This is a genomic window from uncultured Fluviicola sp. (assembly GCF_902168135.1).
In the GTDB taxonomy this organism is placed as follows: domain Bacteria; phylum Bacteroidota; class Bacteroidia; order Flavobacteriales_D; family Crocinitomicaceae; genus Fluviicola.
On the sequence record NZ_CABHOL010000048.1, the window covers coordinates 54,119 to 79,868 of the forward strand.

At 43.2% G+C, this 25,750-nt stretch carries 21 protein-coding genes; 3 read left to right on the forward strand and 18 right to left on the reverse strand.

Annotated features, from left to right (window positions below; genetic code table 11):
- Window positions 1-182 precede the first annotated feature (182 nt).
- A complete protein-coding gene (locus QZT69_RS16135; RefSeq protein ID WP_294677180.1) occupies window positions 183-1,745 on the forward strand; it encodes a HAMP domain-containing sensor histidine kinase in 1,563 nt (520 codons plus the stop codon).
- Window positions 1,746-2,069: 324 nt separating this feature from the next.
- On the opposite strand, the gene QZT69_RS16140 is transcribed toward QZT69_RS16135, so the two are convergent.
- The 3 genes from QZT69_RS16140 to QZT69_RS16150 all read right to left on the reverse strand — a co-directional run bounded on the left by QZT69_RS16140 (window position 2,070) and on the right by QZT69_RS16150 (window position 4,544).
- On the reverse strand, window positions 2,070-3,065 hold the full coding sequence (locus tag QZT69_RS16140) for a glycosyltransferase family 9 protein (RefSeq protein ID WP_294677185.1): 996 nt from the start codon (window positions 3,063-3,065) through the stop codon (window positions 2,070-2,072).
- Window positions 3,066-3,154: 89 nt separating this feature from the next.
- A complete protein-coding gene (locus tag QZT69_RS16145) occupies window positions 3,155-3,532 on the reverse strand; it encodes a GxxExxY protein (RefSeq protein WP_294677187.1) in 378 nt (125 codons plus the stop codon).
- Between the two features lie 136 nt (window positions 3,533-3,668).
- Complete coding sequence (locus QZT69_RS16150; protein WP_294677190.1) at window positions 3,669-4,544, reverse strand: hypothetical protein; 876 nt, start codon at window positions 4,542-4,544, stop codon at window positions 3,669-3,671.
- Between the two features lie 192 nt (window positions 4,545-4,736).
- Here QZT69_RS16150 and QZT69_RS16155 point away from each other — a divergent pair, with 192 nt between their 5' ends.
- Window positions 4,737-5,246, forward strand: a complete 510-nt coding sequence (locus QZT69_RS16155; protein WP_294677194.1) for a hypothetical protein — start codon at window positions 4,737-4,739, stop codon at window positions 5,244-5,246.
- On the opposite strand, the gene QZT69_RS16160 is transcribed toward QZT69_RS16155, so the two are convergent.
- From QZT69_RS16160 to QZT69_RS16195, 8 genes are all read right to left on the reverse strand, one after another.
- Window positions 5,243-5,491, reverse strand: coding sequence for a KOW motif-containing protein (locus QZT69_RS16160; protein ID WP_294677198.1), 249 nt, complete (start codon window positions 5,489-5,491; stop codon window positions 5,243-5,245). The genes QZT69_RS16155 and QZT69_RS16160 overlap by 4 nt on opposite strands.
- Window positions 5,492-5,520: 29 nt before the next feature.
- Window positions 5,521-5,988: a hypothetical protein gene (locus tag QZT69_RS16165; protein WP_294677205.1), complete on the reverse strand. Its 468-nt coding sequence runs from the start codon at window positions 5,986-5,988 to the stop codon at window positions 5,521-5,523.
- Complete coding sequence (locus QZT69_RS16170; RefSeq protein ID WP_294677212.1) at window positions 5,985-6,563, reverse strand: hypothetical protein; 579 nt, start codon at window positions 6,561-6,563, stop codon at window positions 5,985-5,987. Before QZT69_RS16170 ends, QZT69_RS16165 begins: the two co-directional genes overlap by 4 nt.
- A 1-nt stretch (window position 6,564) precedes the next feature.
- Window positions 6,565-8,349: a chloride channel protein gene (locus tag QZT69_RS16175; RefSeq protein WP_294677219.1), complete on the reverse strand. Its 1,785-nt coding sequence runs from the start codon at window positions 8,347-8,349 to the stop codon at window positions 6,565-6,567.
- A 60-nt stretch (window positions 8,350-8,409) separates the two neighbouring features.
- On the reverse strand, window positions 8,410-11,697 hold the full coding sequence (locus QZT69_RS16180; RefSeq protein WP_294677235.1) for a gliding motility-associated C-terminal domain-containing protein: 3,288 nt from the start codon (window positions 11,695-11,697) through the stop codon (window positions 8,410-8,412).
- A 72-nt stretch (window positions 11,698-11,769) separates the two neighbouring features.
- Window positions 11,770-13,029 carry a pitrilysin family protein gene (locus QZT69_RS16185; protein ID WP_294677243.1) on the reverse strand — a complete coding sequence of 420 codons (1,260 nt, stop codon included), beginning with the start codon at window positions 13,027-13,029 and terminating at the stop codon, window positions 11,770-11,772.
- Complete coding sequence (locus QZT69_RS16190) at window positions 13,026-14,267, reverse strand: pitrilysin family protein (protein WP_294677245.1); 1,242 nt, start codon at window positions 14,265-14,267, stop codon at window positions 13,026-13,028. The genes QZT69_RS16185 and QZT69_RS16190 overlap by 4 nt, the downstream gene beginning before the upstream one ends.
- Window positions 14,264-15,280: a nitronate monooxygenase gene (locus QZT69_RS16195; protein ID WP_294677260.1), complete on the reverse strand. Its 1,017-nt coding sequence runs from the start codon at window positions 15,278-15,280 to the stop codon at window positions 14,264-14,266. The genes QZT69_RS16190 and QZT69_RS16195 overlap by 4 nt, the downstream gene beginning before the upstream one ends.
- Before the next feature lie 574 nt (window positions 15,281-15,854).
- Between QZT69_RS16195 and QZT69_RS16200 the strand changes: the two genes are divergently transcribed.
- Window positions 15,855-16,688, forward strand: a complete 834-nt coding sequence (locus tag QZT69_RS16200; RefSeq protein ID WP_294677266.1) for an HAEPLYID family protein — start codon at window positions 15,855-15,857, stop codon at window positions 16,686-16,688.
- A 62-nt stretch (window positions 16,689-16,750) separates the two neighbouring features.
- On the opposite strand, the gene QZT69_RS16205 is transcribed toward QZT69_RS16200, so the two are convergent.
- The 7 genes from QZT69_RS16205 to QZT69_RS16235 form a co-directional block, all read right to left on the reverse strand.
- Window positions 16,751-17,131, reverse strand: coding sequence for a hypothetical protein (locus QZT69_RS16205; RefSeq protein ID WP_294677274.1), 381 nt, complete (start codon window positions 17,129-17,131; stop codon window positions 16,751-16,753).
- A 140-nt stretch (window positions 17,132-17,271) separates the two neighbouring features.
- Entirely contained in the window at window positions 17,272-18,720 is a 1,449-nt protein-coding gene (locus QZT69_RS16210; protein ID WP_294677281.1) for an efflux transporter outer membrane subunit, read from the reverse strand.
- Between the two features lie 13 nt (window positions 18,721-18,733).
- Complete coding sequence (locus tag QZT69_RS16215) at window positions 18,734-21,877, reverse strand: efflux RND transporter permease subunit (RefSeq protein ID WP_294677288.1); 3,144 nt, start codon at window positions 21,875-21,877, stop codon at window positions 18,734-18,736.
- Between the two features lie 37 nt (window positions 21,878-21,914).
- Complete coding sequence (locus QZT69_RS16220; RefSeq protein ID WP_294677297.1) at window positions 21,915-23,075, reverse strand: efflux RND transporter periplasmic adaptor subunit; 1,161 nt, start codon at window positions 23,073-23,075, stop codon at window positions 21,915-21,917.
- Between the two features lie 295 nt (window positions 23,076-23,370).
- Window positions 23,371-24,285, reverse strand: a complete 915-nt coding sequence (locus QZT69_RS16225; protein WP_294677308.1) for an AraC family transcriptional regulator — start codon at window positions 24,283-24,285, stop codon at window positions 23,371-23,373.
- A gap of 204 nt (window positions 24,286-24,489) precedes the next feature.
- A complete protein-coding gene (locus QZT69_RS16230) occupies window positions 24,490-24,990 on the reverse strand; it encodes a PaaI family thioesterase (protein ID WP_294677327.1) in 501 nt (166 codons plus the stop codon).
- 68 nt (window positions 24,991-25,058) lie between these two features.
- Window positions 25,059-25,748, reverse strand: a complete 690-nt coding sequence (locus tag QZT69_RS16235; RefSeq protein ID WP_294677335.1) for an SDR family oxidoreductase — start codon at window positions 25,746-25,748, stop codon at window positions 25,059-25,061.
- Between the last annotated feature and the right edge of the window lie 2 nt (window positions 25,749-25,750).

Below are 25,750 nucleotides of genomic sequence, written 5' to 3' on the forward strand. Positions count from 1 at the left end.
AAGCTAAATAATGGAAAATTGAAAATAGACAATTGACAAGGTCTTTAATTATCAATTATAAATGATTGAATTGTCAAGTCAGAGACTCATAATTGATCATTCCTTCTCAATTTTCAATTGTCCATTCTCAACTCAAAACAATTTAACTATCAAAACCCCGTTTTTAATTACATTCGTAAATCATGAATTTATACTCCAACAAACAGAAATGGAAAATCGTGCTGCTGGTGATCGCCCTGATTACCGTAGCTGCTTCTTTGTGGGTATCCAATTCAACCGTGCAAAAGGTATCCGACCGCGAACGACTGCGGGCAAAACAATGGGCGGATGCCATCAAGAAAAAAGCCGAACTGGTCGAATTTACCAATCGTGCTTTCCGGCAATTGCGCGGGTATGAACGCCGGAAAATCAAGTTGTACCTGGATGCCACGAAAGAAATCTCCAAGGAACCTGCAGATATCAACTGTTTCCCGGATTACCGCTTCCCCATCAGTATCATTGATGAGAACAAGGATATCCCGGTGATTTTGGTGGACGACCGCAACCAGATCTCCAGCTATACCAATATCGACTTTGACACGGCGGATCTGCGCGTACTCTACCCGGAAGCCTCGAAAAAAGAACTGATCCGGAAATTTGAGGACAGTTTGCTGGTCCTGACAACCATTTGGGAGAAAAAACACCAACCTTTCCGCATTGAAGTGGTGGAAGGATTGACCATGACTTCGTTCTACACGGATACCAAACGCACCATCCAACTGGAAAAAGAGAGAGATTCCCTGATCACCGCTTTCAACAATGAATTGATCAACGACTCCAAACTGATCCCGGTAGTCCTCATGGACAAAAGCAATGACTCACTCATCTCCAGCAACCTTCCGAAGGAAAAAACTTCCCCGGAAAACCTGAAGAAAACGCTGCATTCCCTGGAATTGGTCAACGAACCGATCAAGATCTCTTTTGGTGCAGATGAGGTAAACCTGTTGTACTTCGATAATTCGGGAGAACTAAAACAGCTGCAGTTCTTCCCCTACATCCAGTTCCTGATCATCGGTCTGTTCATTTTCATCGGCTACCTGCTGTTCAGCACTTTCCGGAAAGCAGAGCAGAACCAGGTTTGGGCCGGAATGGCAAAAGAAACAGCTCACCAGCTGGGAACGCCGCTTTCTTCTTTGATGGCCTGGATCCAACTACTAGAAACTCAGGATGTGGATCAGAATATCATTGCCGAAATGCAAAAAGACGTCGAACGGCTGGATGTGGTTTCACAGCGTTTTTCCAAAATCGGATCGGAAACGCATTTAACCCAAAGCGATATCCGCATCACCGTCCAAAATGTGATGGATTACCTGCGTCCGCGTATTTCGCAGAAAGTGGAAATGACCACGCATTTCACAGACGAACCGGTCATGGTCAGCCACAATAAATCGTTGATGGAATGGGTGATGGAAAACATTATCCGCAATGCGGTCGACGCCATGGAATCCAAAGGAAAGCTGGATGTTACGATCAAGACGGTTCCGGAACGGGTTTACATTGAAATTTCCGATACCGGGAAAGGATTGCTGCCCAAACAGTTCAAATCGATCTTCGAGCCGGGTTACACCACCAAGAAACGCGGTTGGGGACTGGGGCTTTCACTGGTAAAAAGGATCGTGAAAGAATACCACAAAGGAAAGGTTTACGTGGTGCATTCCGAGATCGGGAAAGGGACCACCATCCGGGTGAGCCTGCCTTTAAAATAACCACAATGTACACAAGAATATCTTTATCTATGTGTTTGTAAACTTCAGTCGTTTTACAATTATGTGCAATAAGAACAGAATTCTTGTGGTCTTAAAATTAAAGGGAACTGAATAAAAATAACCTCGTGCTATTTTTGTGCCCTATAGCTATCGGGACGGTGCAATCAAACCGCCACACAGCTATTTTAAAAGCCAGTCGTATTTATATTCAATGCAGTTTTACAAATTACTTACTATACGCAAATCAGGAAAATCCTTGTGGGCTTTACTCCTAAAAGGGGTATAACAAAAAATCTTCGTGATCCTCGTGCGCCTCGCGGTCAATCAAACCGTCACATCGATTCGTCCGCATTTAAAATGTCCCTCCGGGCAGATCTTTCCGCCGTGTAATCCACAAGGCCTGCAGATCAAAGCTTCGGTTGTTTCCCGGATCTCACTGTCATCTGAAAGCGGGCCGAAACCGAAACGCGGAACAGTGGCGCAGAAGAAAGCCGTTACCGGAGCATTTACAGCTGTAGCCATGTGCAGTGGTCCGGAATCATTCACAAAACAACGGGCTGCCTTTTCAAACAAAGCACAGGATTCCAACAAATTCAATTTACCGGCCAGGTTATTTTCTTTCGGTAAACCTGCTGCTTCCAGTATGCGCTGGCACAATTCAAAATCAGCAGGGCCACCCACCAGGTATACATTCCCTTTCTTTTTGAGGTTATTAGCCAGTTCGATCCACTTCTTCTCGGGAAGCTGTTTCGTGAACCAAACCGAAGCCGGTGCAAGCGTGTAAAAAGGTCCGTGAGTATAAGTTGCAACTTTCGCCCGGTCTTCTTCATCAGAAGGAAAAACTTCCGGACGAACAAGCGATTTTGCTCCGTGATGTGCAATGCATTCCAGGTTGCGTTCCACCTCGTGCTTCCCCTTGCCTATTTCATGTTTGATCTTGATATCGTAACAAAAGGAAAAGGGGTTTTTATCGAAACCAACCTTCTTTCTTGCCTTTGAGAGGAATGTGATAATCCCGGAGCTGCCGAAACGCTGCAGGTTGATGACCTCATCGTAGCGTTTCGATCTGAAAACAGCGATCAGCCGTTTCATTTCTTTCCATTTCCCTTGCTTTTTATTGAAGGAAAACACTTCATGGATTGCCGGATGGTTTTTGAGAATGGTTTCATTGCCCTTCCGCACCAACACATCGATTTCCGCTTCCGGGTGCAGGCGTTTCAACTCACTGATCACAGGGGTTGCCAGGATGACATCTCCCAAAAAAGCTGTTTGAATGACTAAAAAACGCTGCATGGAGTAAAGGTAGTAATTTCGCTCCACGTATCCTTTTTTTCACCGCAAAGGCACAGAGAAAGAAATTAGTATGCTAAAAGTTGATATACTAGAAAAGAAACAGAGGAAATTCACATTCAAATATTATACACTACTCTTCTAAGACCATGTTTCAATCTAGTTTCATTGAAATTGATCAACAATCCAAGTTTCAAATTTGTCAATTTCAAATATGTCAGTGTTTGTGCTAAATGTACATCACAAATTTCTTTCACGGCTTTTAATTCAATAATCACTTTGTCCTCCACAATTAAATCTAATTTGAGACCTGTTTCAAGAAAGAGGTTTTTATAGATTAATGGAACTTCAACTTGTCGTTCTACTTTCAGTCCAATTTCCTTTAATTCATGATACAAGCATGTTTCATAAATACTTTCAAGAAGTCCGGGACCAAGTTGTGTATGAACTTCAATAGCTGCTCCAATAATAATGGATGATAATTCGTTTTCACTCATCTGAATAGTAGGTATATATTATTATACTAATTAAGATAAGGAAAATTTTTGAATTATTCTGATGCAACTTTGCGCTCTTCTTTCTTTGCGGTTAAACTCAAAAAGACTCTTTTTCTTTGCTTGAAACCTTCCGTGCCTAGGGTAATCTGAATTCCAAATCCATCAATCCTATTTCAAAACGGTTCTTCCTGATTTCTTCCAGTTCCTTTTTCGTAAAGTCATTTTTCAACCCAATCTGTGTATTGTAAATCGTTGGTAATTTATTGTAAAACTGGTGCTGATCTACCCAGTTGGCAAATATCCAGGGCGACATATTCCCGATTCGAACCTCTTGGAGGAAAACCGGTTTCATGCGTTGGTAGAACGATTCGTTCCCCGCAGTATGAACAAGCACGAACCAAATACTGAACTCCGAGAACTGCAATTTCTTTTCTCCCGGGAAACCGATGTTTCGCACCATCTTCTCAAGCAGGGCTTCATTGATACGGTTCATCGAATCCAGTTCGGAAATGGCTTTTTGATCATAAGGGCTGTCATTTAATCGAGTCCGGAAAAACTGGTCCCAATACGTCATGCTGTCGATTATCGCGATCAATGAATCAGCATTTTTAGGCCGGATCTTTGCGGAATTATCGAAACCTTCGTACACCAGTGCATTTTCAGCCTCCGTGAAACCTTCCATGATCTTACCCGGATCCAATGGAGCAACGTACCAAAGCGTGCGCATGTCAAAGGAAAGGGATGACCAGGAGGTTTTAAGCGCTTGTGCAGCTAAGGAATTATTTCCCGTCATTTTGTAACAATAAGCCTGTAAACGATAATCTTCACCGTATAGCATTCCGTATTTCTTGTTCACAGCTTCGAGTTTCTGAAGGCTTTCTGTGTACTTTTTCTCATTAATGGCCATTTCATAAGCCGGGTTGACTTCTTGCTTGTAAGCAATGTGATCGAAAGATTGTGCCTGTGCACCTGGCACACACAGCAGCATTAAAGAGGCGATTAGTCGTTTCATAAGGATAATTTTTAGTTTCAGGAATAAGCCAATTTAATGAATCTGTTACAAAATAAACCTTAAGTTCCATTAGATAAATAAATCAGCGAATGGATTGAAATGGATTCCGTAGGATGCAGAATCATCAAAAAATCAATTTGGGTAAACAATTAATCGCATAGCTGCAATTTAAAATTGCGGTATATTTGATGGATGTTTTTTCGAAAAAAATATAGCTTCCTTCTAAATCAGAACAAGGACCTTTTGACCGAATCTTTGAAAGCGGAACAAAACAAAAAACATGTTCTTCCAACCCCCTTTTCAGAATCCGTTTACGAGCTGAAATTTGACTACAACGAATGGATCGTTTCGTATAAACACACCATACTCCGGGGATTGAAAATCAAACCGGATGCCTATATCCGGCTAACAAACATTTCTGAGAAAATGACAGAAATGAATGTCACTTTCAAACTGTCTCCGATCTGGATATTAGCAGGTATTTTCGTTCAGCTGGCATTCGTTGCCGTATGGTTTCTACCCCATAACACTCCGATTACTTTCATGGGTACGAATCTTGGTTCAGACTGGTTAAATCGTACGGTTATTATTCTATGTAATATAGCACTGTTCAATGGAGTCATTTGGATTGCATTTCTCATTGAAACAACCCGTTTGAAGAAAGTCATTGAAAAAATATTCGGAACGGGTCAGGTTGTTTAATCAGGTTTCTCTACCCGCACATTCTTTCCCAGCGTTTTAAACCGCACCCCGTTTTCCTGTACCACAGTAATGGTTAAATGTCCGGTCTTGCTTACATTCAGATCCCGCACAACACCGCTTTTGCCTTTATGTGTACCCGCTGTGACTGTGCAGAAATCGCCGTCTTTTAAAACTCCTTCCATAATATGAATAATCCACAGTTTATATCCCGGTAAGTTAGCAAAAAACAAAATCTCAAAATTCATTAGTCTATTTCGTTCTTTTATTCAATGCTTTACCTGGTTTTTCTGAAATATATATTTTTCTCCTCCTTATCATTCAGATCTGCACTAGTTGCATTATCATTCAATAGCGTGTTCTTCTTTATCAAATCCCCCAGGTCTATGCTTTGATCTATCAGGGTATCTAAATTTAAAGTCTTTCCCAAAGGTTTCTCACAGATCAGTACATTCTCATAAGGTCTCTTTTTGTTATAAACGATTAAAAAGGATTGAATAGGGAATTCAGAAAGGTCATTTATGCAGTCTGCATTTGTAGATTCTGTATAATAATTCGATCCGATCTTATAGATGTATTTGTAATGAGTTCCACCTTTTACCGAATAACTATCGTAAACATTGGCAACTCCGATCCGAATATTGGTTCCGGATAATGAATCATAATACTTATTACAACTTCTGATACCGAAAAAAAATGCACAAATCAGGATAATAATGATTGAATTAATGTATCTGATAGTCATTTCCCGGCAGCTTTATAAATTTCAATGAAAGCGGAGATCCTATTAGGAAAATACCTGAGCGAAAAAAGTGGCATAATGATTTCTTCCTGTTCTAACTCTTTTATTATTAAATAATCATATCCATTATTGATGTATTTAAATGTTTGAAATTGATCCCAGGTAAGCAAACGATCTTTTAACCAGATTCCTTCATTTGTTAAACTAAACAGCACATTATTTTTAAGAGGAATGATCTTATAAAGCAAAAAACTGGTTCCTGCAAGAAAGGTCAAAAATACCAGGAATAAAAAAGGGATGGTCTTTTTCGATTCCAGGCTGATCAAATCATAAATGGTGATCGACAATAGCACCAGAAAAAGTATGAGGTAAATCAAAACAACTGACCGAGGTTCAATAGACTTAATTTCCATTTTTTTGCTAGTGTCAATATCTTTAGCTTCGCCAGGAGAATCAGATATTGTTGTTTTTTTAAGGCTATTCTTAGATGATTTAACATACCTGGAAATAAGCTCACGTGCTTCTTGTTCCTTCAACTCTGATATTCTTTTCTCTTCTTCTCTTGTTTCAATGCTCATACTACTCCACAATATTCTCCATGATCTTTTTCCGGTAGGCTTCCAGCAAACGGTGTTTGGAATAATACCCCATGACCTGGTCGTTATCGATTACCGGCAGGTAGTTCAACTTGGAATGCTCGAACATTTCCATCACCTGTTCCATAGTATTCCGCGGATTTAAAGAATAACGGATCGGTTCCATGACCAATTCCAGGTGTGTATTGGGATCAGAAGAATAAACCGGAAGAATGGTCGGTAAATCATCCAGGTAAATCATCCCGAGCAAGAAACCGTTGTCCGAAACAATCGGGATCAGTGCCTGTTGCGAATATTGCGCAGTTAAGAACAAGGTTGAAACGGTATCGTCGGGCTTTAACACCACCAGCGTTTCTTCCATGACTTCCTCGCGATCAATGGAAGACAGGACATGCCTATCCTTATCCGCACGTACCACATGTCCTTCCTCGGCAAGTTTCACAATGTCCATGGAATGATTGGAATACCGCTTCGAAATAGCAAAACTGATGGAAGAAACAATCATCAGCGGAATCATCAACCCGTAACCTCCTGTAATTTCAGCAATTAAGAAAATCGAGGTCAGGGGTGCATGGAACAATCCACTGAGCATACCTGCCATTCCCACCATGGTGAAATTGGTGATCGGAAGTGAAAGCCCGATGCCTGTCAGGTTCCAGCCGTAAGCAAAAGCAAACCCGGTGTAGCTACCCACAAACAGCGACGGTGCGAAGTTTCCGCCGTTCCCCCCCGAACCTAAAGTCAGACCGGTAGCAATGGCTTTCAGGAATACAACTGCTCCGATGAACAAAAGCGGGAACCAGGATTGTTTAAAGGACTGAAACAAACTCCCATCCATCAGATCAAACACTTTCTCCCCGGAAAGCGAACGGATACTATCATACCCTTCACCGAATAAGGAAGGGAATACAAAGATCAGCGCTGACAGCAGTAAAGCTCCGATTATTCCTTTTTGATAAGGTCCCATTTTCCAGTGTTCGATCCAGGTTTCAACCCGGTTAAAAACCCTGGAATGATAAACCGCTATAAAACCTGTAAGAACACCCAAAACAATGTAGAAGGGTACGTTTTGCATTTCAAAAGCCGCCATGTCTTTAAAGGACAATAAAATGCTTTCGTTCAAAATAGCGCCGGAAAGCAAAGCACCGGAAGCCGATGCAAGCATCAATGGAATGAAGGCTGTAATTCCGACATCAGCCAAAAGTACTTCCATGGTAAACAAAACACCTGCAATAGGCGCATTGAAAGCCGCTGCAATTCCTGCCGCCACACCACAGGCCAATAACAAAGTACGTTCCTTGGTTGACAGTTTATAAACCCGAGCATAATTCGACCCGAAAGCAGCCCCGGTAATTGTTACCGGAGATTCCAAACCGGCAGAACCGCCAAAGCCAACTGTCACAGACGAAGTAATGACCTGTGCATACATTTGTTTACGCGGAAGAATACTCGACTTCTTATTAATGGCATAAATGATGCGCCAGGTACCTTTCTCCAATCTACCGTTCAGTAACCTGCGTGTGATGAAAATCGTGAGTACAATCCCGAAAACCGGCAAGATGAAATCAACATATTTAAAGTGCAATTGCTGATTGAGTTCCTTTGCAAACACCAACACCGCATGTGCAAAGGATTTAAGCGCTACTACAGCCAAACCACAGGATACGCCGACTATTACACTGGATATTAATAAGAATTGGCGGGGAGTTAAACTGTTTCTCAGAAAGAAAATTCCGCCGTTCAGTTTTCGCAAAAATCGGGATAACATGCCTTAAAAATAGCACATATAATTCCGAATTCCGAATTCCGGGTGCCTAATTTCTCGATTTCAATGGATTACCGACACGTTTCCGCGGAAGAAATATTCCTGGTTGTTGCCGTCCACTACTTTCAGCACGTACACATAAAGGTTCGGCGCAACCAGTTTCCCGCTTTGCTGATGATGCCCGTCCCAGCCCTGCGCAGGATCATTTGTTTGGAAAACCACCTGTCCCCAACGGTCTACAATCGAGAATTCATATTTGGAGACGTCCTGGAAGGAAACAACCGGTATAAAAATCGGGTTTAACCCACCCGGTGTAAAGGCGTTCGGAACATATACCAAAGGCTGTATAACGGCACAAACCTGGTTCGAAAAACTCAATTCCTGTATCCCGTATTGATTCGTCGATTCTTCGGCAACAACAAAATAACAGACCTTACCGCTGTGCTCAAATCCTAATTCATCTACCAGGTCTTCGTAAAAACGCTGGTCAGGCGTAACAATTGCTGTTGGCGTGGACGGAAAAACTCCATCTATTCCTCTGTAGATCTGGTATTGCAGTACACCACCATCGTAATCTCCGTAAGGAGACCAATTCAAATATGTGGACAAGCGGGTTTGATCTTCGGTTACTTTCAGTAAAATAGTCCGTGCGCGATTGGAAACTTCTCCCAGGTTCCCGCAGCTGTCTACTACAACCGCACGATACGTGTAACTGAAATTGTTCACATCCACATCCGCATCCGTTATGGAAAGTGTAGCTGCTGTTGCCGGAACTTCACCCAAAAGATCAAACTGACCGGTTGCCATATTGAACTTCTCAAAACGGACAGCCTGCACATTCGACCCTACTGATACTTCATGTCTCAAAACGATTGTATTCTGGTCAACGGTTGCTACCCGCAGGTAATTGATCGCCGGAGCTGTAGGAGCATAGATCACAAAAGTCTGTACATTGGAAAAAGCTTCGAAACCATTGGAATTATTAGCCCTTATGGCTACCGAATAATTCTGCAGCGGGATACAATCCAAATTATAAGACAGATCGGTAGTTATTTCAACCGGAACCCAAGGCCCCGTTCCTTCTTTGACAAAAACAGTATAACCTGTAAGCCCTGATCCCCAGCCATCATAAGGAGTCCAGGACAATTCAGCCTGGGAAGTACAACTATTGGTGGAATAACTCAAATACATACTGGTATGCGGTTCTGCTTTTGCAGATGTTTGATGCGTGGGCGGAACTGCCGGAGTATAGCAGGAATCAAAAGCGGCAATAGAATACGTTTCCGGTCCGCTAACCGAAATAGCGTGTGTGTAGGTCGTATTCAGTCTTCCCCAAACGGTATCAATTTCCACGATAAAACCATTCGCATCCTGGTGGTAAACGATGTAACCATAAGTATCCGGTGCATAGTTCACATTCCAGGTAATGACTATATTTCCGGTCAGTGTATCAACGGAAACACTCGAAATAACTGGGATTTGAGGAGTAATATCATCCTGGAGGTTATCTCCCACAATATTGGAAGACCATTGACAAGTCGGTGTGGAATAAACTACCTGGTAATTCAGGAAAGCAGAACAAATATCGATGGTATCAATATAATGAGTGGTATTGTATGGAAGCACAGCAATAGATGTCCATGTCCCGGTTGGGTATTCCCTGTAAATCGTGCAGAAATTATCCATTCCGGGCAGCGGATTCGGCGAAGGAAGGTTCCAATCCAAAACGGCTGTTCCGTTTGCCGGATTGAAGAGATCCAGATCTACATTCTTTACGGTGTCACTTGACAGTGTTACGTTACAGCCGGATTTTACCTGAATATAATAATCGTTTTCTGCTCCCGGGGCCGGAACGGTCGCAGTAGTTGTTCCAATCGGGAAATTTCCGATCAAACCGTTCTGCACGGAATACAATTCATAATCCACGAAAGTATTATTCGGGTCTGAGACCGGGTCCCAGCTAATATTCAGATTCCCGTTCGGAAGTGTAGAAATACAGTTGATAGTTGTTGCCGGAATAATACCCGGATTCTTCACATGAATGGTAATCGTTTTGAAAGTCGTTTTCGGGATTTGGCAGAAATTATCCTGCACCCTGAAGACAAATGTGTATGTTTTTTCATCGTCCGTATTTCCGTAGGCATCGATCAAATGCGCACAATCTGTCTGCCAGGAAAAGTTGGTCGAAGCACCCTGAACTCCCGTAATTACCGGTGATTGATCCAATGTTGCGCAAGGTGCTACATCACAACCGGTTGTACTGGTGAAATTAGTCCCGAACTGGGAACCGCTCGCTTTCAGGTAATTGCTTTGGGGCGTTCCGTCCTGTAAGAATTCCACATCCGTTGCCGTGAGTGTAAAGTTCACCAAAGTTCCTGCATCGACTGTTGTTTCATACAATCCTGCAAAAGGACCGGGAATCACCGGTGCATTATTGGCAGCCGGACAATTGGTAACAATCAACTGCATTTCCCGCTCAACTTCTGCAATGAGTACTCCATTCCGGAAGGATTGGGCAATGACTTTTACCACAAATCCGCCGATTGTGAACGAACGAAAGCTCAGATGGCCGTTTTGCGGATCTAAGGTTAGCGGAACGTTCCCGGCATTAAATGTTGCGTCGGGTGTGGGACTAGTGGCACTAAACCCCGTTTCATAAAGAATAAAGTCCGGATCGACAGGCGGATTGTAGCTTGATCCTTGGATGCGGTCCATAGGAGCTGCGAGCATTGTTACTACGGAATCCAGGTCCTCATCAACCGGGTGCATGTTGTATTCGTAATTTTCTCCCGAGCAAAGTACCAGGTAAGGATCTTGCAGGAAGCGCGGGGAATTATCACTGCAGACTCCGGCAGCCGCGCCAGGTATGGCATACATGGTTGCGCGGATTGTAACCCCGTAAGTCGTCGGATTTACCAGGTTTGTCACGTTCCCGTTCCGGGAGAAATTGCTGTAAGTGATGATCCATCCCTGTGCTGGCGGAACACCGGATAAAGTAACCGGATTGGATTGATAAATGATCTTTTCAATCGCCCCGACTCCATTTCCGGCATTTGGTCCTGAACCGCATGAAAGCGGGTTTGGAGATCCTGCCACCTGGGTACAATTCGGGGATATATCGGTTCGACTAACAAATAGTACGGGAATGTTCGTCATGGAAGGATGGTTCCAAACGCTCAGGTTCTCTGAAACCGGGTTTACGTCAACGCCGTTACAATCGCGGTAGAAAACGAGTTGAAAAACGTAGCCGTTCCCGTTACATGTCCAGGTAATCTCACCACCCATCACGTGGGTAGCCTGCGCTTTCCAGGCGAAAATGCTCAAGATCAAAAGGAGAGTAACCCGAATCATATTGTCTATAACGTATAAAACGCTGTTTTAGTTTATAGTTCTAAAACGTGGAAATTTGGAATGCGTTGTGTCTTAACCTGCTGTTATGATTAAAAAATCCTCGAACTTCAAATACTGTTTTGCCAATTCCCGGATTCGTTCCGGAGTAATGCTCTTTATTTTCCGGATCGCTTCGTCGTAAAACTCCAGTGTCAAGCCGTACATATCCACTCCGTTGTACATATCCAGCATGGCATAAGGCCCATCGGCGCTTTTCAATAATTGACCAAGTGTGTAGTTCTTAACCAGGTCCAGCTCATCTTCCGGAACAAGTTCGTTTTGAAGCCTGTCCAGCTCGAATTTGATCTCCTTCAAGGTATTCTCCAGCACTTCTTTACCCACTTCCGTTACAATGACAAAATAGCCGGTTTTATTCATGTCCATCACACCGGAACCGATTCCATAGGTATATCCTTTGTCTTCGCGGATATTCGACATTAATCGGGAACCGAAATAATCGCCTAAAATGGTATTCAGCATCTGGAAATCGATGTAATCCTCGTGAGATTTCGGGAACAGGAAGCGTCCCATTCTAATTGCGGACTGCACGGCGTCTTCTTTCGGGAAATCAATACGTTCTGCCCGGAACTGAAATCCTCCGGCATGCTCTACTTTCCCGTCAACGGCCCATTTACCGAATAAATCGATCAGAGCATCTACTTCGTCCACTTCCAGGTCTCCCACCAAAGTAATGCGGGTCAAACCTTCCAGGTAATGTTCTTTCCAATACTTTTTATAAGCCATGACATTGCTATCCTCGTAATCGGATTCTTCGGAAATAGTCGAGTAATTGGGATTGGAGGCAAACAAATGCTTTCTGAATTGCTGCTGCGCCACGTACTTTACTTTCTGCTGGTTCACGGCAAATTGCTGTCTCATGGAACGCAGTACATCTTCTACTTCCGTCTCCCGGAAAGCCAGGTTTTGAATGGCGTCTGCCACGATATTCGAAATCTCGCGGATGTATTCACGCAGGCAGTAAATACTTACAACAGCCGTTTCAAAAGAGATATCGGTATCCAGGAATCCTCCCAGGGCATCGATCCTTTCGTGAATCTCTACCGAAGAATGTTTATTGGTGCCGGAAAGCAATAAGCTGTGTACAATTGCCGGGATACTTTTATTTCCGCGGGTAATCCCTGCATCAAAGAACAAATCCAGACGCACGGTATCGTTCGGAACTTCTTTCATCCATAAAAGCTTCACATCCGGAGTTACATCGAAAATATGAGGTTTCACAAACGAAATATGTTCTACCTGTTTCGTTTCAGGCTGCTGGGCTCTCCTATTCATTCTTTGATGGATTTGACGCGTAAAAGCGAAGTGTTTTCTTTTGTAAACAATTGGTTTGCAACTGTTTTTATCTGCTCTGCGGTAATGCTCTGATACAAGATGTTTTCTTCATTCACCCCGTTTGCATCCCCCAATAATTCATACAGGCACAAATTCATGGCGCGATTCAGCAAACCTTGTTCCTGGAATTCTTTCACTGTCCGGATCTTATTCAACAGCTTGGAAGTTTCCGCTTCGGTCATCAACTCTTTTTTGATGTCTTCCAACAGAGGCCAAAGTCCTTTATCGAGTTCCTCAAAAGAAACACCGTCGCTCAGTTTCCCGTCAATGATCAGCAATCCCTCATCCAGGGATCCTGTAATGTAAGCATTGATAGAAGTTACCAGTTTCAGTTCTTTTTTCAGTTTGGAATATAAACGGGATGATTTTTCGCGTCCCAATGCATCGGAGATAATATCTGCTACGTAGTATTCGAAGTTCTTTCGTTCCGGCATTTTGAAACTGTAATAGAAAGCATCGTGCGGAACTTTGCGTTCGATGGTCAGTTCCCGGTATTCCGTCTGAACCGGTTCTTTGGGCAGTATACGCTCCGGTTTTAACGATGCCGGAATATCGCCATACCACTTATCAACCAGGCGTTTGGTTTCGTCGAGTGAGATGTTCCCAGCGATGCACAAAATAGCGTTCGCCGGGTGATAATGTGCTTTGAAAAACGCTTTCACATCATCCATCGTTGCATCTTCAATGTGCTGAATATTCTTCCCGATGGTAGCCCATTTGTAAGGGTGCTTTTTGTAAGCCAAAGGTCTCAATTCCAGCCAAACGTCTCCATAAGGCTGATTCAGATAGCGCTGTTTGAATTCTTCGATCACTACATTTCGCTGTACTTCCAGGCTTTTTGGTGTAAATGCCAGGGAAAGCATGCGGTCGCTTTCCAGCCACAATGCGGTTTCGATATTCTGTATGGGAAGTACGTCGTAATAATTGGTAATATCATTGGAAGTAAAGGCATTACTTTCTCCTCCGGCACGCTGCAGGGGCGCATCGAAATCCGGAATATTAACAGAACCGCCAAACATCAGGTGTTCGAACAAATGCGCGAAACCTGTTTTTTCTTCCGATTCGTCTCTTGCCCCAACGTTGTAAAGCGTATTTACCACTGCCATCGGAGTTGTGGAATCAAAATGGTGAAGAACCGTTAGTCCGTTCTCCAATTTAAATCGATTAAATGCGATCATTCAAATGCATATTTTGCGTCGCTTCGTTCATTCAAAGCGGCTTTAAATTCGTTTATTATTTCGCTGACAATTTCTCCCGCAGGTTTCATCTCCGTGATAAGTCCCGAAATCTGTCCCACTTCCAATTCACCTTCGATGAGGTCGCCTTCAAACATTCCTCTTTTGGCTCTTCCTCTTCCAAGCAATTCGTTCAACTCTTCGTTCGTAGCACAATTTTCATATGCTGCTTCCACTTTATTAAAGAATGAATTCTTGATCAGTCGGACCGGCGTCAGTTCTTTCAGTGTCAGCATCGTATCTCCTTCTTTCGCTTTCAACACTTCCTCTTTGAAATTTTGGTGTGCCGAAGATTCCGGAGAAGCAATGAAGCGCGAACCGATCTGAACACCGTCGGCCCCCAGAGTCATTGCAGCCAGCATTCCTCTCCCGGTTCCGATCCCGCCTGCGGCAATCAGGGGAATGGAAATAGCGGCTTTCACCATCGGGATCAGGCACATGGTCGTAGTTTCATCCCGGCCATTATGTCCACCGGCTTCAAATCCTTCTGCAACAACAGCATCCACTCCTGCTTCCTGTGCTTTCAAAGCAAATTTGGCAGAGGAAACCACGTGAACTACGGTAATTCCTGCTTCTTTCAGTCGTGCCGTATAGGTTTTCGGATTTCCTGCGGAAGTAAAAACAATCGGAACCTGGTGCTTAATGATTGTTTGAATGTGTTCTTCAATATTCGGATAAAGCATGGGCAGGTTCACTGCAAAGGGTTTTTGAGTTGCTTCTTTGCATTTGCGGATATGTTCATCCAAAATTTCGGGATACATGGATCCGGAACCAATGATTCCCAGTCCGCCGGCATTGGAAACGGCACTTGCCAATTCCCAGCCCGAACACCAGATCATTCCTGCCTGGATCAAGGGATATTTTATGTGAAAAAGTTCTGTGATTTTGTTTTTCATGAAGAGTTTCCTGCTTTCAATTTTATCAGTAACGAAAGTACGAAGATAATTCCGAATCATTGTTGTCCGGTTAAATTTCCAACACCTCCTAATAATCCTCTTTGTCTCCCTACTTTTTTCCAAGGCAAAAAAAGTAGGACAAAAATGCCTTTGCACAATTACAACTTTCAGCCAACCTGCCGATTTTGATCAATCCACGAAAAGACGGGATCAGGATCCAAAATGCAATCCTGCAGTTGTTTTCCAAACACTACAGGATTAGCACTTTTCGGGGTTGATAACCAAATCGGCTGGTTGTCGTTTCTTCAAAAAAATCTGAAGGACGGGTAATGATTGGAAAATTCTGCAATAGTTCTACAGGTCGTGTAATTGTGCGTTTTGGCACCTTACATCAATCCGTCAAAAGAGATTAGATTCTTATTTCAAAAATAGCATCACGCTCCCATTATATCAGAATGGATTCAAAATCCCAAGAAATTAAAGGAAAAGAAGCAGCGCGAATCTTTTTTATCAGACATCGATTATGCCGAATTGAAAGCTTATTCCACAAAGTAGGGAGGGAAAATTTTCTATCCCTGCTTTTCCCATTTGTTTCCAGATTCGGGCTGGAATTTTATCCCATCAAATTCTGTTTATGGGAAAATTTTTCATTTCAATCTTATTATTTGCAGGCCTGTTTCATTCGTCACTGGCAAATGCACAACCGGCAGATACAACACTTCCTGTCAAGGTCAAGCACATTGAACCATTGTATGTAGACCTGATCCGAGATCTTGGTGCCCGAAAAGGTGAACGCGAATGGAACATCGGTTTTGGAAGTGCTCATTTGAATAATTACACAGAGGTGACCACTTTGGTTGAATATGAATTTGCACCGGTTAATCGACTGGGATTTGAAATAGAGGTTCCATTTACGTTTTCATTGGGTACACACAACCAGGAAGAACCGCTGCCAGGAAACCGTTTGGACGGATTGAAACTCGCCACGCAATATACTTTTTTAGTTTCTCCCAGATTCAACACTTCTGCGGCTATCGGCTATTTGAATGAATTTGAGCTCACTTCTTTCAATAAATACGGAAAAGAGCAAATCGTGCGTGCAAATCTCATGCATCCGTTCCTGGTGGTTGCCAAAAGCTGGAAGAATAATTTCCATACGATGTTGATTACCGGGCCCGAATGGGAGAAAGAAATGCGTTCCCGCGGAACCGAATTGTATTTTCATGCAAACGGGAGTATTCACTATTCCGTTCCCGCAACGAAAAGTGTCATCGGAATGGAAGTAAACACGTTAGTTTCAAAAGATTTCACGTCGGTTGTACTGCGGCCGCAAATGCGTGTAACTGTTTCAAAAACATCGAAAGTAGGATTGGTTGCCGGAATACCGATGGATACCAGGTACGATTCGTATAGTTTTTTTGTGCGGTGGATTTATGAACCCAAAATGAAGGTAAAAGTGAAAAGGTAAAAGGTAAAAAATGTAGGCGCGCGATTAATCGCGCGCCTACATTTTACTATCTTGAGATCAAATTATTCTTCACGCATTTGCTTGATAGACTCATCGATTTCTTTTGACATGGATGGCATTTGTTTTTTGAAGTTCTCCAATTGCTTGATAGACTCATCCAAAAATGCATCGTAACCACCGCACTCTTTCATTTCTTTACGCGTTTTTTCCATAGCAGCTTTATCCTTGCCCATTTTATCGAAGATTTTCATGCATTTTTCTTCTTCTTTTTTGTGGCTCTTCATATACTCTTTCTGGAAGCTTCCGTCGTAATTCTTTTCACGCTCACCTTTCAGGATTTCTGTAGTCATGTCTGTGCAGTCGCACAATTCGCTTTGTTTTGAACAAGATTGAACGGTCATGAATCCCAATCCAAGTAGCGCGATTAGTTTTATTTTTTTCATTCGTTTGAATTTAAGTTGATCCAAATATAATCCTAATTACGAATGCCGGATTACGAATTGCGAATTAATTAACCCCACAATGCGATGCAGATTTGAAACAACTAAGCAGGTGCGCGATTAATCACGCACCTGATTTTGAATTATTTCCAGCCTCCGCCAAGCGCTCTATACAAATTCACTACAGCCTGCAATTGGTCCAGTTTATCATTGATCCCGTTCATCTGCGCGGCTATCAGGTTTTGTTCCGAACTGAGCACATCCGTGTAATTGGTTTCGCTGCGGTTGCTCAGTAATTCCTGCGTATTCTCAACCGCTGTAGTAAGAGACTCGATCTGCTGCTTGCGGATACGTTCTCTTTCCGTTGCATTCTGGTATTCATAAAGCGCGTTTGAGACTTCCATCCCACTTCGCAAAATCACATCCTGGTAATTGTAGAATGCAATCTGCTGTTCCGCCTTCGCTGTTCTCAAACGCGCCTTGTTCTGACCTCTGTTAAAAATTGGCTGGGTTAAACCGCCTATGATGTTATAGAATATGGACTGACTGAATAAGTCCTGGATTTTGAAACTTGCAAAACCTCCGTTTGCTGTTAATGTCAGCGAAGGATAAAAATAGGTTTTTGCCACGTTCGTATTTTCAAAAGCAGCAACGAAAGAATATTCAGCTGCCTGTACATCCGGGCGGTTCTTCAGCAATTGAGAGGAAACTCCCAAACGCAGATCGGTGTAAATCACTTGTTCTTCCAAAGCTCCGCGGGTAATTTTTTCCGGACCACGTGCCAAAAGGTAATTCATCAGATTTTCTGCCTGCCAGATCTGGTTTTGCAATTCCGGAACCATGACTTCTGCAGCATATTGGTTTGCCTGGCTCTGCAACACTTCGGCACTGGTCACTTTCCCCGATTCCTGCAAAGCAGTGAGTGTTTCCACTTCTTTTTTGCGTAACTCAATGGTTTCCAGCGCAATTTTTAACTGCTGGTCGAAAGCCAGCAGGTTGTAATACGTATTGGCAATATCTGCAACCAACTGTGTTTGAACTGCTCGTTTCGACGCATCACTTTGCAGCATTCCTGCAATTGCTCCACGTTTTGCGCTTCGCAATTTCCCCCAAATATCCGCTTCCCAGGAAGTGCCCAGCTGAATGCGGTTCGTGTGTGTTGTAAGCTGCAACAACCCCGGAGGAGCGTTCACTGCTCTGTCAGACTGCTTGGCATCTGTGGATGTGATGTCTAATTGCAAACTTGGTAAAAAGGCCATTTTGCTTTGTTTCAGGTAAGCCTGACTGATAGCGATCCGTTCAACGGCCTGTTTCAGGTTCAGGTTATTTGCCAGTCCTTTTTCAATGAGGTCCTGTAAAACCGGGTCTGAGAATAGTTTTTTCCATTCCAGGTCAGCCAATGAGGTCGTATCATCCGAAGTGTTTTCCCGGTACAAATTCGAAGCATTCATATCCGGTCGTTCATAACGCGTGGTCACACAACTTGAAACAAGAAGGATCCCTGCGAATAAAACGGTATGTATTTTCCAGGTCATTTTCGCACTAATGCTTGTCTTGGCATTGTTTTCAAAAGCTTTGCTTTTTCTTTTCATGAATTGATTCATTTTAGTGTGTGATTGCTTCATCGGTTTCTGTCTCCTCGTCCTGCTTTGGTCTTATTCTTTCCTGCAAACTCTGGAATACCATGAATAAAATCGGGATTACCAGGACTCCAAAAATGGTCCCGACAAACATTCCGCCAACAGCTCCCGTTCCGATGGAAGTATTCCCCGCGGCCCCAACTCCGGTTGAAAGCATCAGTGGCAATAAACCGAAAATGAAAGCGAATGAGGTCATTAAAATCGGACGGAGACGCGCAGTTGCACCACTCACAGCGGCATCCACAATGCTCATTCCATTCTTTCTGCGCTCAACCGCATACTCTACGATCAGGATGGCATTTTTAGCCAATAGACCGACCAGCATCACAATGGTGATTTGCGTATAAATATTATTATCTACTTCAAAGATCTTATCGAAAATAAAGACCCCGGACAGACCAATCGGAAGCGAAATCAGAACAGCAAGCGGTAAGATGTAACTTTCATACTGTGCACACAACAGGAAGTAAACGAACACCACTACCAGCAGGAAGATAAACAGCGTTTGGTTCCCGCCCGCGCTTTCTTCCCTTGTCAAACCGGAATATTCAAAAGAGTATCCGGCCGGCAAACTTGTCTGAGCTACTTCTTCAATTGCTTTCATCGCATCTCCGGAACTGTATCCTTTGTTCGGAACACCGGTTACCGCAATTGCAGTGAACAAGTTAAAGCGCGAGATCACCTGCGGACCATACACCTGTTTCATGGTAATGAATTCAGAGATCGGCGCCATTTCTCCGTCTGCGTTTCGCACATAGATCGAATTCAAACTTTGTAGGTTCTTTCTGCTTCCCGGTTCTGCCTGGTAAATGACGCGGTACTGCTTTCCGAACTTATTGAAGTTGGAAGCATAAACTCCTCCGTAATATCCCTGCAGTACACTCATCACATCACTCATGGTCATGCCAGCCTGTTTGATTTTGGGTACGTTGACATCAATTTGGTATTGCGGGAAATTCGGGTTAAACGAAGTCGCTGCATACTGGATTTCAGATCTTTGAGCCAAAGCCCCGAGGAAATTTTGAGCAACGGCATTAAACTCATTGATATCTCCACCCGATTTATCCTGCAGCTGGAATTCAAATCCGGCGGTGTTACCAAACCCCTGGATAGTTGGCGGTGAGAAGAAAATGATCTTCGCATCTTTGATATGTGCCGTTTTCTTAAACAATTCTTCGATCACTGTTTTCACATCGCGGTCACGTTCATCCCACAACTTCATGCGGGCGAGCACCATTCCATAAGAACTTCCCGATCCGGAAATAATGGAACGTCCAACTACACGCAGGGTGAATTTTGTTTCGGGTACCGAGCGCACAATGTTGTCGATTTCCGTCAGTACTTCTTCCGTACGTTCCTGGGAAGTTCCGGGAGCCAGTGTAATATCTGAGAAAATAGTTCCCATGTCTTCCGCCGGAACGAATCCTTTCGGAGTGGTTTTCATTCCCCAAACCAACAAGCCTGTGAAAATTAGAAGAATGGCAACAACCATCCATTTCTTTCTTCCCAGGAAGGAAACCGAACGTTTATAACGGTTGGTCATTTTCCCGAATGAAGTATTGAAGGCTACGTTGAAGCGCTGCATAAATGACTTTTTCTTTCCGTGATCGTCTTTGTGCGGCTTCAGGAGCAAGGCACATAAAGCCGGACTCAGCGTCAGGGCATTTACGGCTGAAAGAATAATGGAAATGGCTAGTGTCAACCCGAATTGTTTGTAAAAAACGCCAGTAGATCCTTGAATAAAGCTTACCGGGATGAACACTGCTGCCATGACCAAAGTGATAGAAACGATTGCGCCGGTGATCTCGTCCATGGCGTCAATAGTTGCTTTTTTGGAAGATTTGTACCCTTCGTCGAGTTTTGCGTGAACGGCTTCTACTACTACGATCGCGTCATCCACTACAATACCGATTGCCAGCACCAATGCAAACAAGGTCAACAAGTTGATGCTGAAACCGAAGAGATTCAGGAAGAAAAAGGTACCGATAATTGCTACCGGAACACTGATTGCCGGGATTAATGTGGATCGGAAATCCTGTAAGAACAGGAAAACCACCAGGAACACCAATATAAATGCTTCGATGAGCGTATGGAATACTTTTTCGATGGAAGCATCCAGGAAATCGTTCACGTTTACGATCGTGGTATATTTTACTCCTTTCGGGAAAGATGCCTGCGCATCATCCAATACTTTCAAGGTTCCTTCGATAACTTCCTGGGCGTTGGAACCAGCTGTTTGGTTTACCGCAACTCCCAAACCGAATTTTCCGTTCACACGAACCGAACTCGCATAACTCTGGGCCCCCAATTCGATGCGGGCAACGTCTTTCAAACGCAAAACTTCACCACCTTCGCCCACACGGATAACGATATCGCTGAATTCCGCTTCTTCTTTCAAACGGCCCTTGTACTTGATCGTATACTGGTAGCTCTGGTCTCCCTGCTCACCGAATTGTCCCGGCGCTGCCTCAATATTCTGTTCCGCCAATGCTTTATTGATGTCATCCGGAACGAGACCATAACTTGCCATTACATCCGGCTTCAGCCAAATACGCATGGAATAGTCCATCAAACCGAAAGCTGTTGCATCTCCTACTCCTTTGATACGCTTGATCTGAGGGATCAGGTTGATATTGGCATAGTTCTGCAGGAATGTCTGATCGTAAGTAGAATCCTCACTATACAAGTTAAAGATCAACAAGTTACTCGCCTGGCGTTTCGTGGTTACTACCCCGGCACGGTTTACTTCGGCAGGAAGCAGACTCGTAGCACGGGAAACACGATTTTGGACGTTTACCGCCGCTAAATCCGGGTTTGTTCCCAGTTTAAAATAAACCGTAATGGTTGCCGTTCCGTCGTTTCCGGCAGTAGAAGTCATGTAGGTCATATCTTCTACCCCATTAATCTGTTCTTCCAGCGGGATGACCACATTGTTAAGCACCACATCAGCATTTGCCCCCTGGTAGGAAGCAGAAACCTGAACGGTCGGAGGTGCTATATCCGGATATTGGGAAACCGGAATGGCTACGAGGCCCAGAATTCCGAGAATCACGATCAATATCGAGATCACCGTAGATAATACGGGTTTTTCTATGAATTTCTTAAACATAATTCGTACTTAAAATTGGATGAGTATTCGACGAATCTTATTGTTGATTCAATTCTGCATAAATGGTTTTCGGATCTGCTTTCACGGGTTTGATCTTCATTCCGTCTTTCAGGAACTGGATACCTTCCAGGACGATGGAGTCTTTCGGTTTTACGCCTTTCGTGACAATGTAGAAATGTCCGCTCGTTGCTTCCATCACCTCCACATTGGCCATGCTGATCGTTCCATTTTTCCCTACTTTGTAGACAAATTTCTTTCCTTGTATATCTGCAACTGCGCGCTGTGGAATGAGGTACCCGTTTGAAATTTCCTGCGGAATACGGACTTGAGCACTCCCTCCGCTTCGCAATAAATTCAGGTTATTGGAAAATGTGGCACGAATTCTTGCGGACCCGGTCTGTTGATTGATCAATCCGTTGACAGAGCCTATCGTTCCTTTATCAGGATACAATGAACCATCTGAAAGAACCAATGAAACGGACGGCATGTTGGCAATTTTTGTTTTGATATCCGTCCCTTTCGTGTTGCGGATAAATTCCAATAACTGTTTCTCATTCATGGAGAAATAAGCATAAATCTTAGAAATATTCGAAACCGTCGTCAAGGGCTTGGTCATATTGCTTGAAACCAGGCTCCCCGATTTGAAAGCCAGACTTCCTATCACACCGTTGACCGGACTGGAAATACGTGTATAACCCAGGTTCACATTCGCATTTACCAGGTTCGCTTCTGCCTGCGCCAATTCTGCAAGACGTGTCTGCAAAGTCAGATCTGCTTCCTGCAATTCGTATTTATTCACGATGTTCTTCTCCACCAATGATTTGGTTTTCTGAACCTGTAAACGGGCAACACTGACACCTGCTTCAGCACTTTTCACAGCTGCTCTTGCCGTACGTACCAATTGTTCGTATTGTGGTGCTGAAATGGTAAATAATAATTGTCCTTTCTTGACAAACTCGCCTTCATCTACGGCAATTTTTTCCACAAAACCATCAATCTTCGGATGGATATCCACGTTCTCAATGCCTTCTAAAACTGCGGGATAAGTTGTTTCAATGGTGGTGTTTTGCTGTTCGATATCCAGTACCTGGTAAGGTTTGATACCACCGGCCGGCACGGGTGCTTCTTCGGAACTACAGGAAGCCAAAAGTACAAGCGACAATGCCGCCAATAAGTGGTTTGCTCTCTTTGAAATCATAAATTTTTGTCTTTTTGAAATTCTGACTAATCGGGGTATGTTGTGAATCAGAATCTGAATCTTTGTTCTGGTTTAACTATTTGGTCAAATGCTGAGGCAACGCTTATGCAGAAGCTTCAGCGGAGGCACAAAGATCTTTCAAAGTCGGCGCAAAAACTTATTCAATTCATGCAATTAATTATCAAAATCAAACATTTTACATTTTTTAACTATTTCCAGCCGCCACGAATCCCAACGAAATTGTTGTCGGAATAAGTAGGCAGGACTTATTTCCGTACTAATAAAATTTAAGATACTAGCTAACTTCTCTAAAGGTTTTGGGAGTGAGCTGAGTTTGTTTTTTGAAGAAGTTATTGAAATTGGAGGGATGTTCGAAACCTAAAGTATAGGCAATTTCAGCAACGGAACTGTCTGTGTGGCGCAATAGTGCTTTCGCTTCATTAGCAAGCCTGGAAGAGATTATTTCAGTTGTGCTTCGGCCAGTCACTTCTTTGATAGAACGATTTAAATGATTCACGTGAATGGACAATTGTTCCGCAAAATCGCTTGGTTTTTTCAGGGCCAGAGACTGATCGGAAGAATCTATCGGGAACTGTCTCTCCAGCATTTCCATGAATAAAGCTGTCAATACCACTGAAGCCTGCGGTTTCTTTTCTTCTCGTATGCTTTGAGTACACAATTTGTTTGTTTCATGCAATAAGAGGTGTAAGTAGTGTACGATCACTTCATACTTTTTTTCGTAATCACCTTCCATTTCTCCATGCATCTGCTCGAAAATCAATTCAAATATTCTGGCTTGCTGATCAGATAAGGGATAAACCGGATTCATGATCATATTCATCAACGGAGTGTCCCGAAAAATCGTATCGAGTAAAAAGGTTTCAATAAAATGGCTATTGAACAAGCAGAAATATCCTTGCTGGTCATCGGAAATCGGTTCCCATACATGCGGTACATTGCGGTGGTAGAAAACCAATGTTTTTCCGGAAACAGGAACTTTGCGATCTTCGAAATGAATAATACCATCCCCGGCAACCAGTGAAATCTTATGAAAGTCCGTTCGATGCAGCTCCGTAATGCGCGCGCACTGAATCTGACCGCGCTTGAACACATTGAAATGGCTCATTTTAGACAAGTGAGAGAATTGTTCCATCGTCCCCTTGTTCAAAATGCTGGCATAAAATTCCTGTAAAGTCAATAACCCATTCATGCTGTAGAATTATGTTTTTCAAATATACAGCTTTCGAATTAAGAATTCCCAATTAAGAATTCCCAATTACGAATTACGAATTGATCGAAAAATCTGTCAGATAGAATAACATAGCCCCTATACTTCTTTAAAAATCACAGTTCCAATGTGTTCGTCAAAACCAAAAGGTATTGCTCATTGCCTAATTAAACTCATTTTGAACATTTACTCATTTTTCAGAAGCATACAGGTTGAAAGGGCATGCGCATACTTTTTCCCGGACTCATCCGTGAGGGAAGCTTCTATCAGGGCTGTTGAATTTCCCAGGTGGATCATTTTCCCGGTTGCCGTAAGGATTCCGGATTTCGCATGCACCATTTTCAGGAAGTTCACTTTTAATTCCAGGGTTGTATAAACCGTTCCTTTGGGTAAAAGCGAGTGAAGGGTGCAACCCATTGCAGAATCCAGGAGCGCGGTAATTACACCACCATGTACACTTCCGTTCGGATTGTAGTGGAACTCCTGCGGCTCGAAGTAGAAACTCGCTTTCCCTTCTTCCAGTTCTCCCAGTGAAAAATCCAGTGTCTTGATCAAAGGAGAAGCCGGAGCCTCCCCTCTTTTAATCGCTAATAAATACTCCATTCCTGAAAGATCTTTGGATAATTCCACTCCTTCGAAAGGATTTCCCCAGGAATATGCGCGTTCGCGCTGTTTTGTGATTTCCATACTCATTAGGGTTAATGGGTTCAAAAAGTTCAACAGTTCAAAGTTGAACCCTTTTGAACCTTTGAACTTTATATACTTACAAATTCTTTAGACATTCCGACCGGAACCAGCCATTGGTTTTTCTCCAAAGCTGAAATCAGTTCGTCCGCTACTTCTTTGGGCGGAATTCCGTTCTCGCCGCCTATCTCTTTCGAAAAATCCGTATTTACCAAAGGCGGGATCAATTCAAAAACATTCAATCGATCTTCAAATGTCTGTCGCAAAACATCGGTATAAGCTTTCAGGGCCGCTTTACTTGCTGTGTATGTCGGCAGCATTTTCTGCGGATAATATGCTACGATTGATGTTACGTTCACCACTGAAGCATTCTCGTTCTGTAAAAGTGTCGGTAATAATTTTTCTGTCAGGCTGACAATGGATAAGTAATTGGTTTCCATTTCCCTGCTTGCCTTCGAAGCTGCATTTGCATTCGCATCCAGTTGGTAAACATCTGTATAGCCAGCATTATTGATAACCATGTTCAATCCCGGGTACAGTTCTTTGATTTTCGCTACAAGCCGGTCCGTACTCTCCGAACTTGTTACATCCCCTGAAATCGGAACGACATTTTCCAACTGACTTGCCGCCTGTTTCAACTTTTCCTCATTCCGGCCGGTGATTAATACTTTGTTTCCCAATTGAGAAAATTGTTTCGCTAATTCGAAGCCGATCCCTGCTGATCCTCCTGTGATTAAGATTGTGTTTCCGTTTGTTTTCATGT

Coding starts and splice junctions, on each gene's coding strand:
- QZT69_RS16230 (WP_294677327.1), bottom strand. CDS start 24,990: ATGGAAATCACAAAACAGCGCGAACGCGCATATTCCTGGGGAAATCCT.
- QZT69_RS16215 (WP_294677288.1), bottom strand. CDS start 21,877: ATGTTTAAGAAATTCATAGAAAAACCCGTATTATCTACGGTGATCTCG.
- QZT69_RS16185 (WP_294677243.1), bottom strand. CDS start 13,029: ATGAATAGGAGAGCCCAGCAGCCTGAAACGAAACAGGTAGAACATATT.
- QZT69_RS16180 (WP_294677235.1), bottom strand. CDS start 11,697: ATGATTCGGGTTACTCTCCTTTTGATCTTGAGCATTTTCGCCTGGAAA.
- QZT69_RS16195 (WP_294677260.1), bottom strand. CDS start 15,280: ATGATTCGGAATTATCTTCGTACTTTCGTTACTGATAAAATTGAAAGC.
- QZT69_RS16225 (WP_294677308.1), bottom strand. CDS start 24,285: ATGAATGGGTTATTGACTTTACAGGAATTTTATGCCAGCATTTTGAAC.
- QZT69_RS16175 (WP_294677219.1), bottom strand. CDS start 8,349: ATGTTATCCCGATTTTTGCGAAAACTGAACGGCGGAATTTTCTTTCTG.
- QZT69_RS16205 (WP_294677274.1), bottom strand. CDS start 17,131: ATGAAAAAAATAAAACTAATCGCGCTACTTGGATTGGGATTCATGACC.
- QZT69_RS16145 (WP_294677187.1), bottom strand. CDS start 3,532: ATGAGTGAAAACGAATTATCATCCATTATTATTGGAGCAGCTATTGAA.
- QZT69_RS16170 (WP_294677212.1), bottom strand. CDS start 6,563: ATGAGCATTGAAACAAGAGAAGAAGAGAAAAGAATATCAGAGTTGAAG.
- QZT69_RS16165 (WP_294677205.1), bottom strand. CDS start 5,988: ATGACTATCAGATACATTAATTCAATCATTATTATCCTGATTTGTGCA.
- QZT69_RS16190 (WP_294677245.1), bottom strand. CDS start 14,267: ATGATCGCATTTAATCGATTTAAATTGGAGAACGGACTAACGGTTCTT.
- QZT69_RS16210 (WP_294677281.1), bottom strand. CDS start 18,720: ATGAAAAGAAAAAGCAAAGCTTTTGAAAACAATGCCAAGACAAGCATT.
- QZT69_RS16150 (WP_294677190.1), bottom strand. CDS start 4,544: ATGAAACGACTAATCGCCTCTTTAATGCTGCTGTGTGTGCCAGGTGCA.
- QZT69_RS16135 (WP_294677180.1), top strand. CDS start 183: ATGAATTTATACTCCAACAAACAGAAATGGAAAATCGTGCTGCTGGTG.
- QZT69_RS16155 (WP_294677194.1), top strand. CDS start 4,737: ATGTTTTTTCGAAAAAAATATAGCTTCCTTCTAAATCAGAACAAGGAC.
- QZT69_RS16235 (WP_294677335.1), bottom strand. CDS start 25,748: ATGAAAACAAACGGAAACACAATCTTAATCACAGGAGGATCAGCAGGG.
- QZT69_RS16200 (WP_294677266.1), top strand. CDS start 15,855: ATGGGAAAATTTTTCATTTCAATCTTATTATTTGCAGGCCTGTTTCAT.
- QZT69_RS16220 (WP_294677297.1), bottom strand. CDS start 23,075: ATGATTTCAAAGAGAGCAAACCACTTATTGGCGGCATTGTCGCTTGTA.
- QZT69_RS16160 (WP_294677198.1), bottom strand. CDS start 5,491: ATGAATTTTGAGATTTTGTTTTTTGCTAACTTACCGGGATATAAACTG.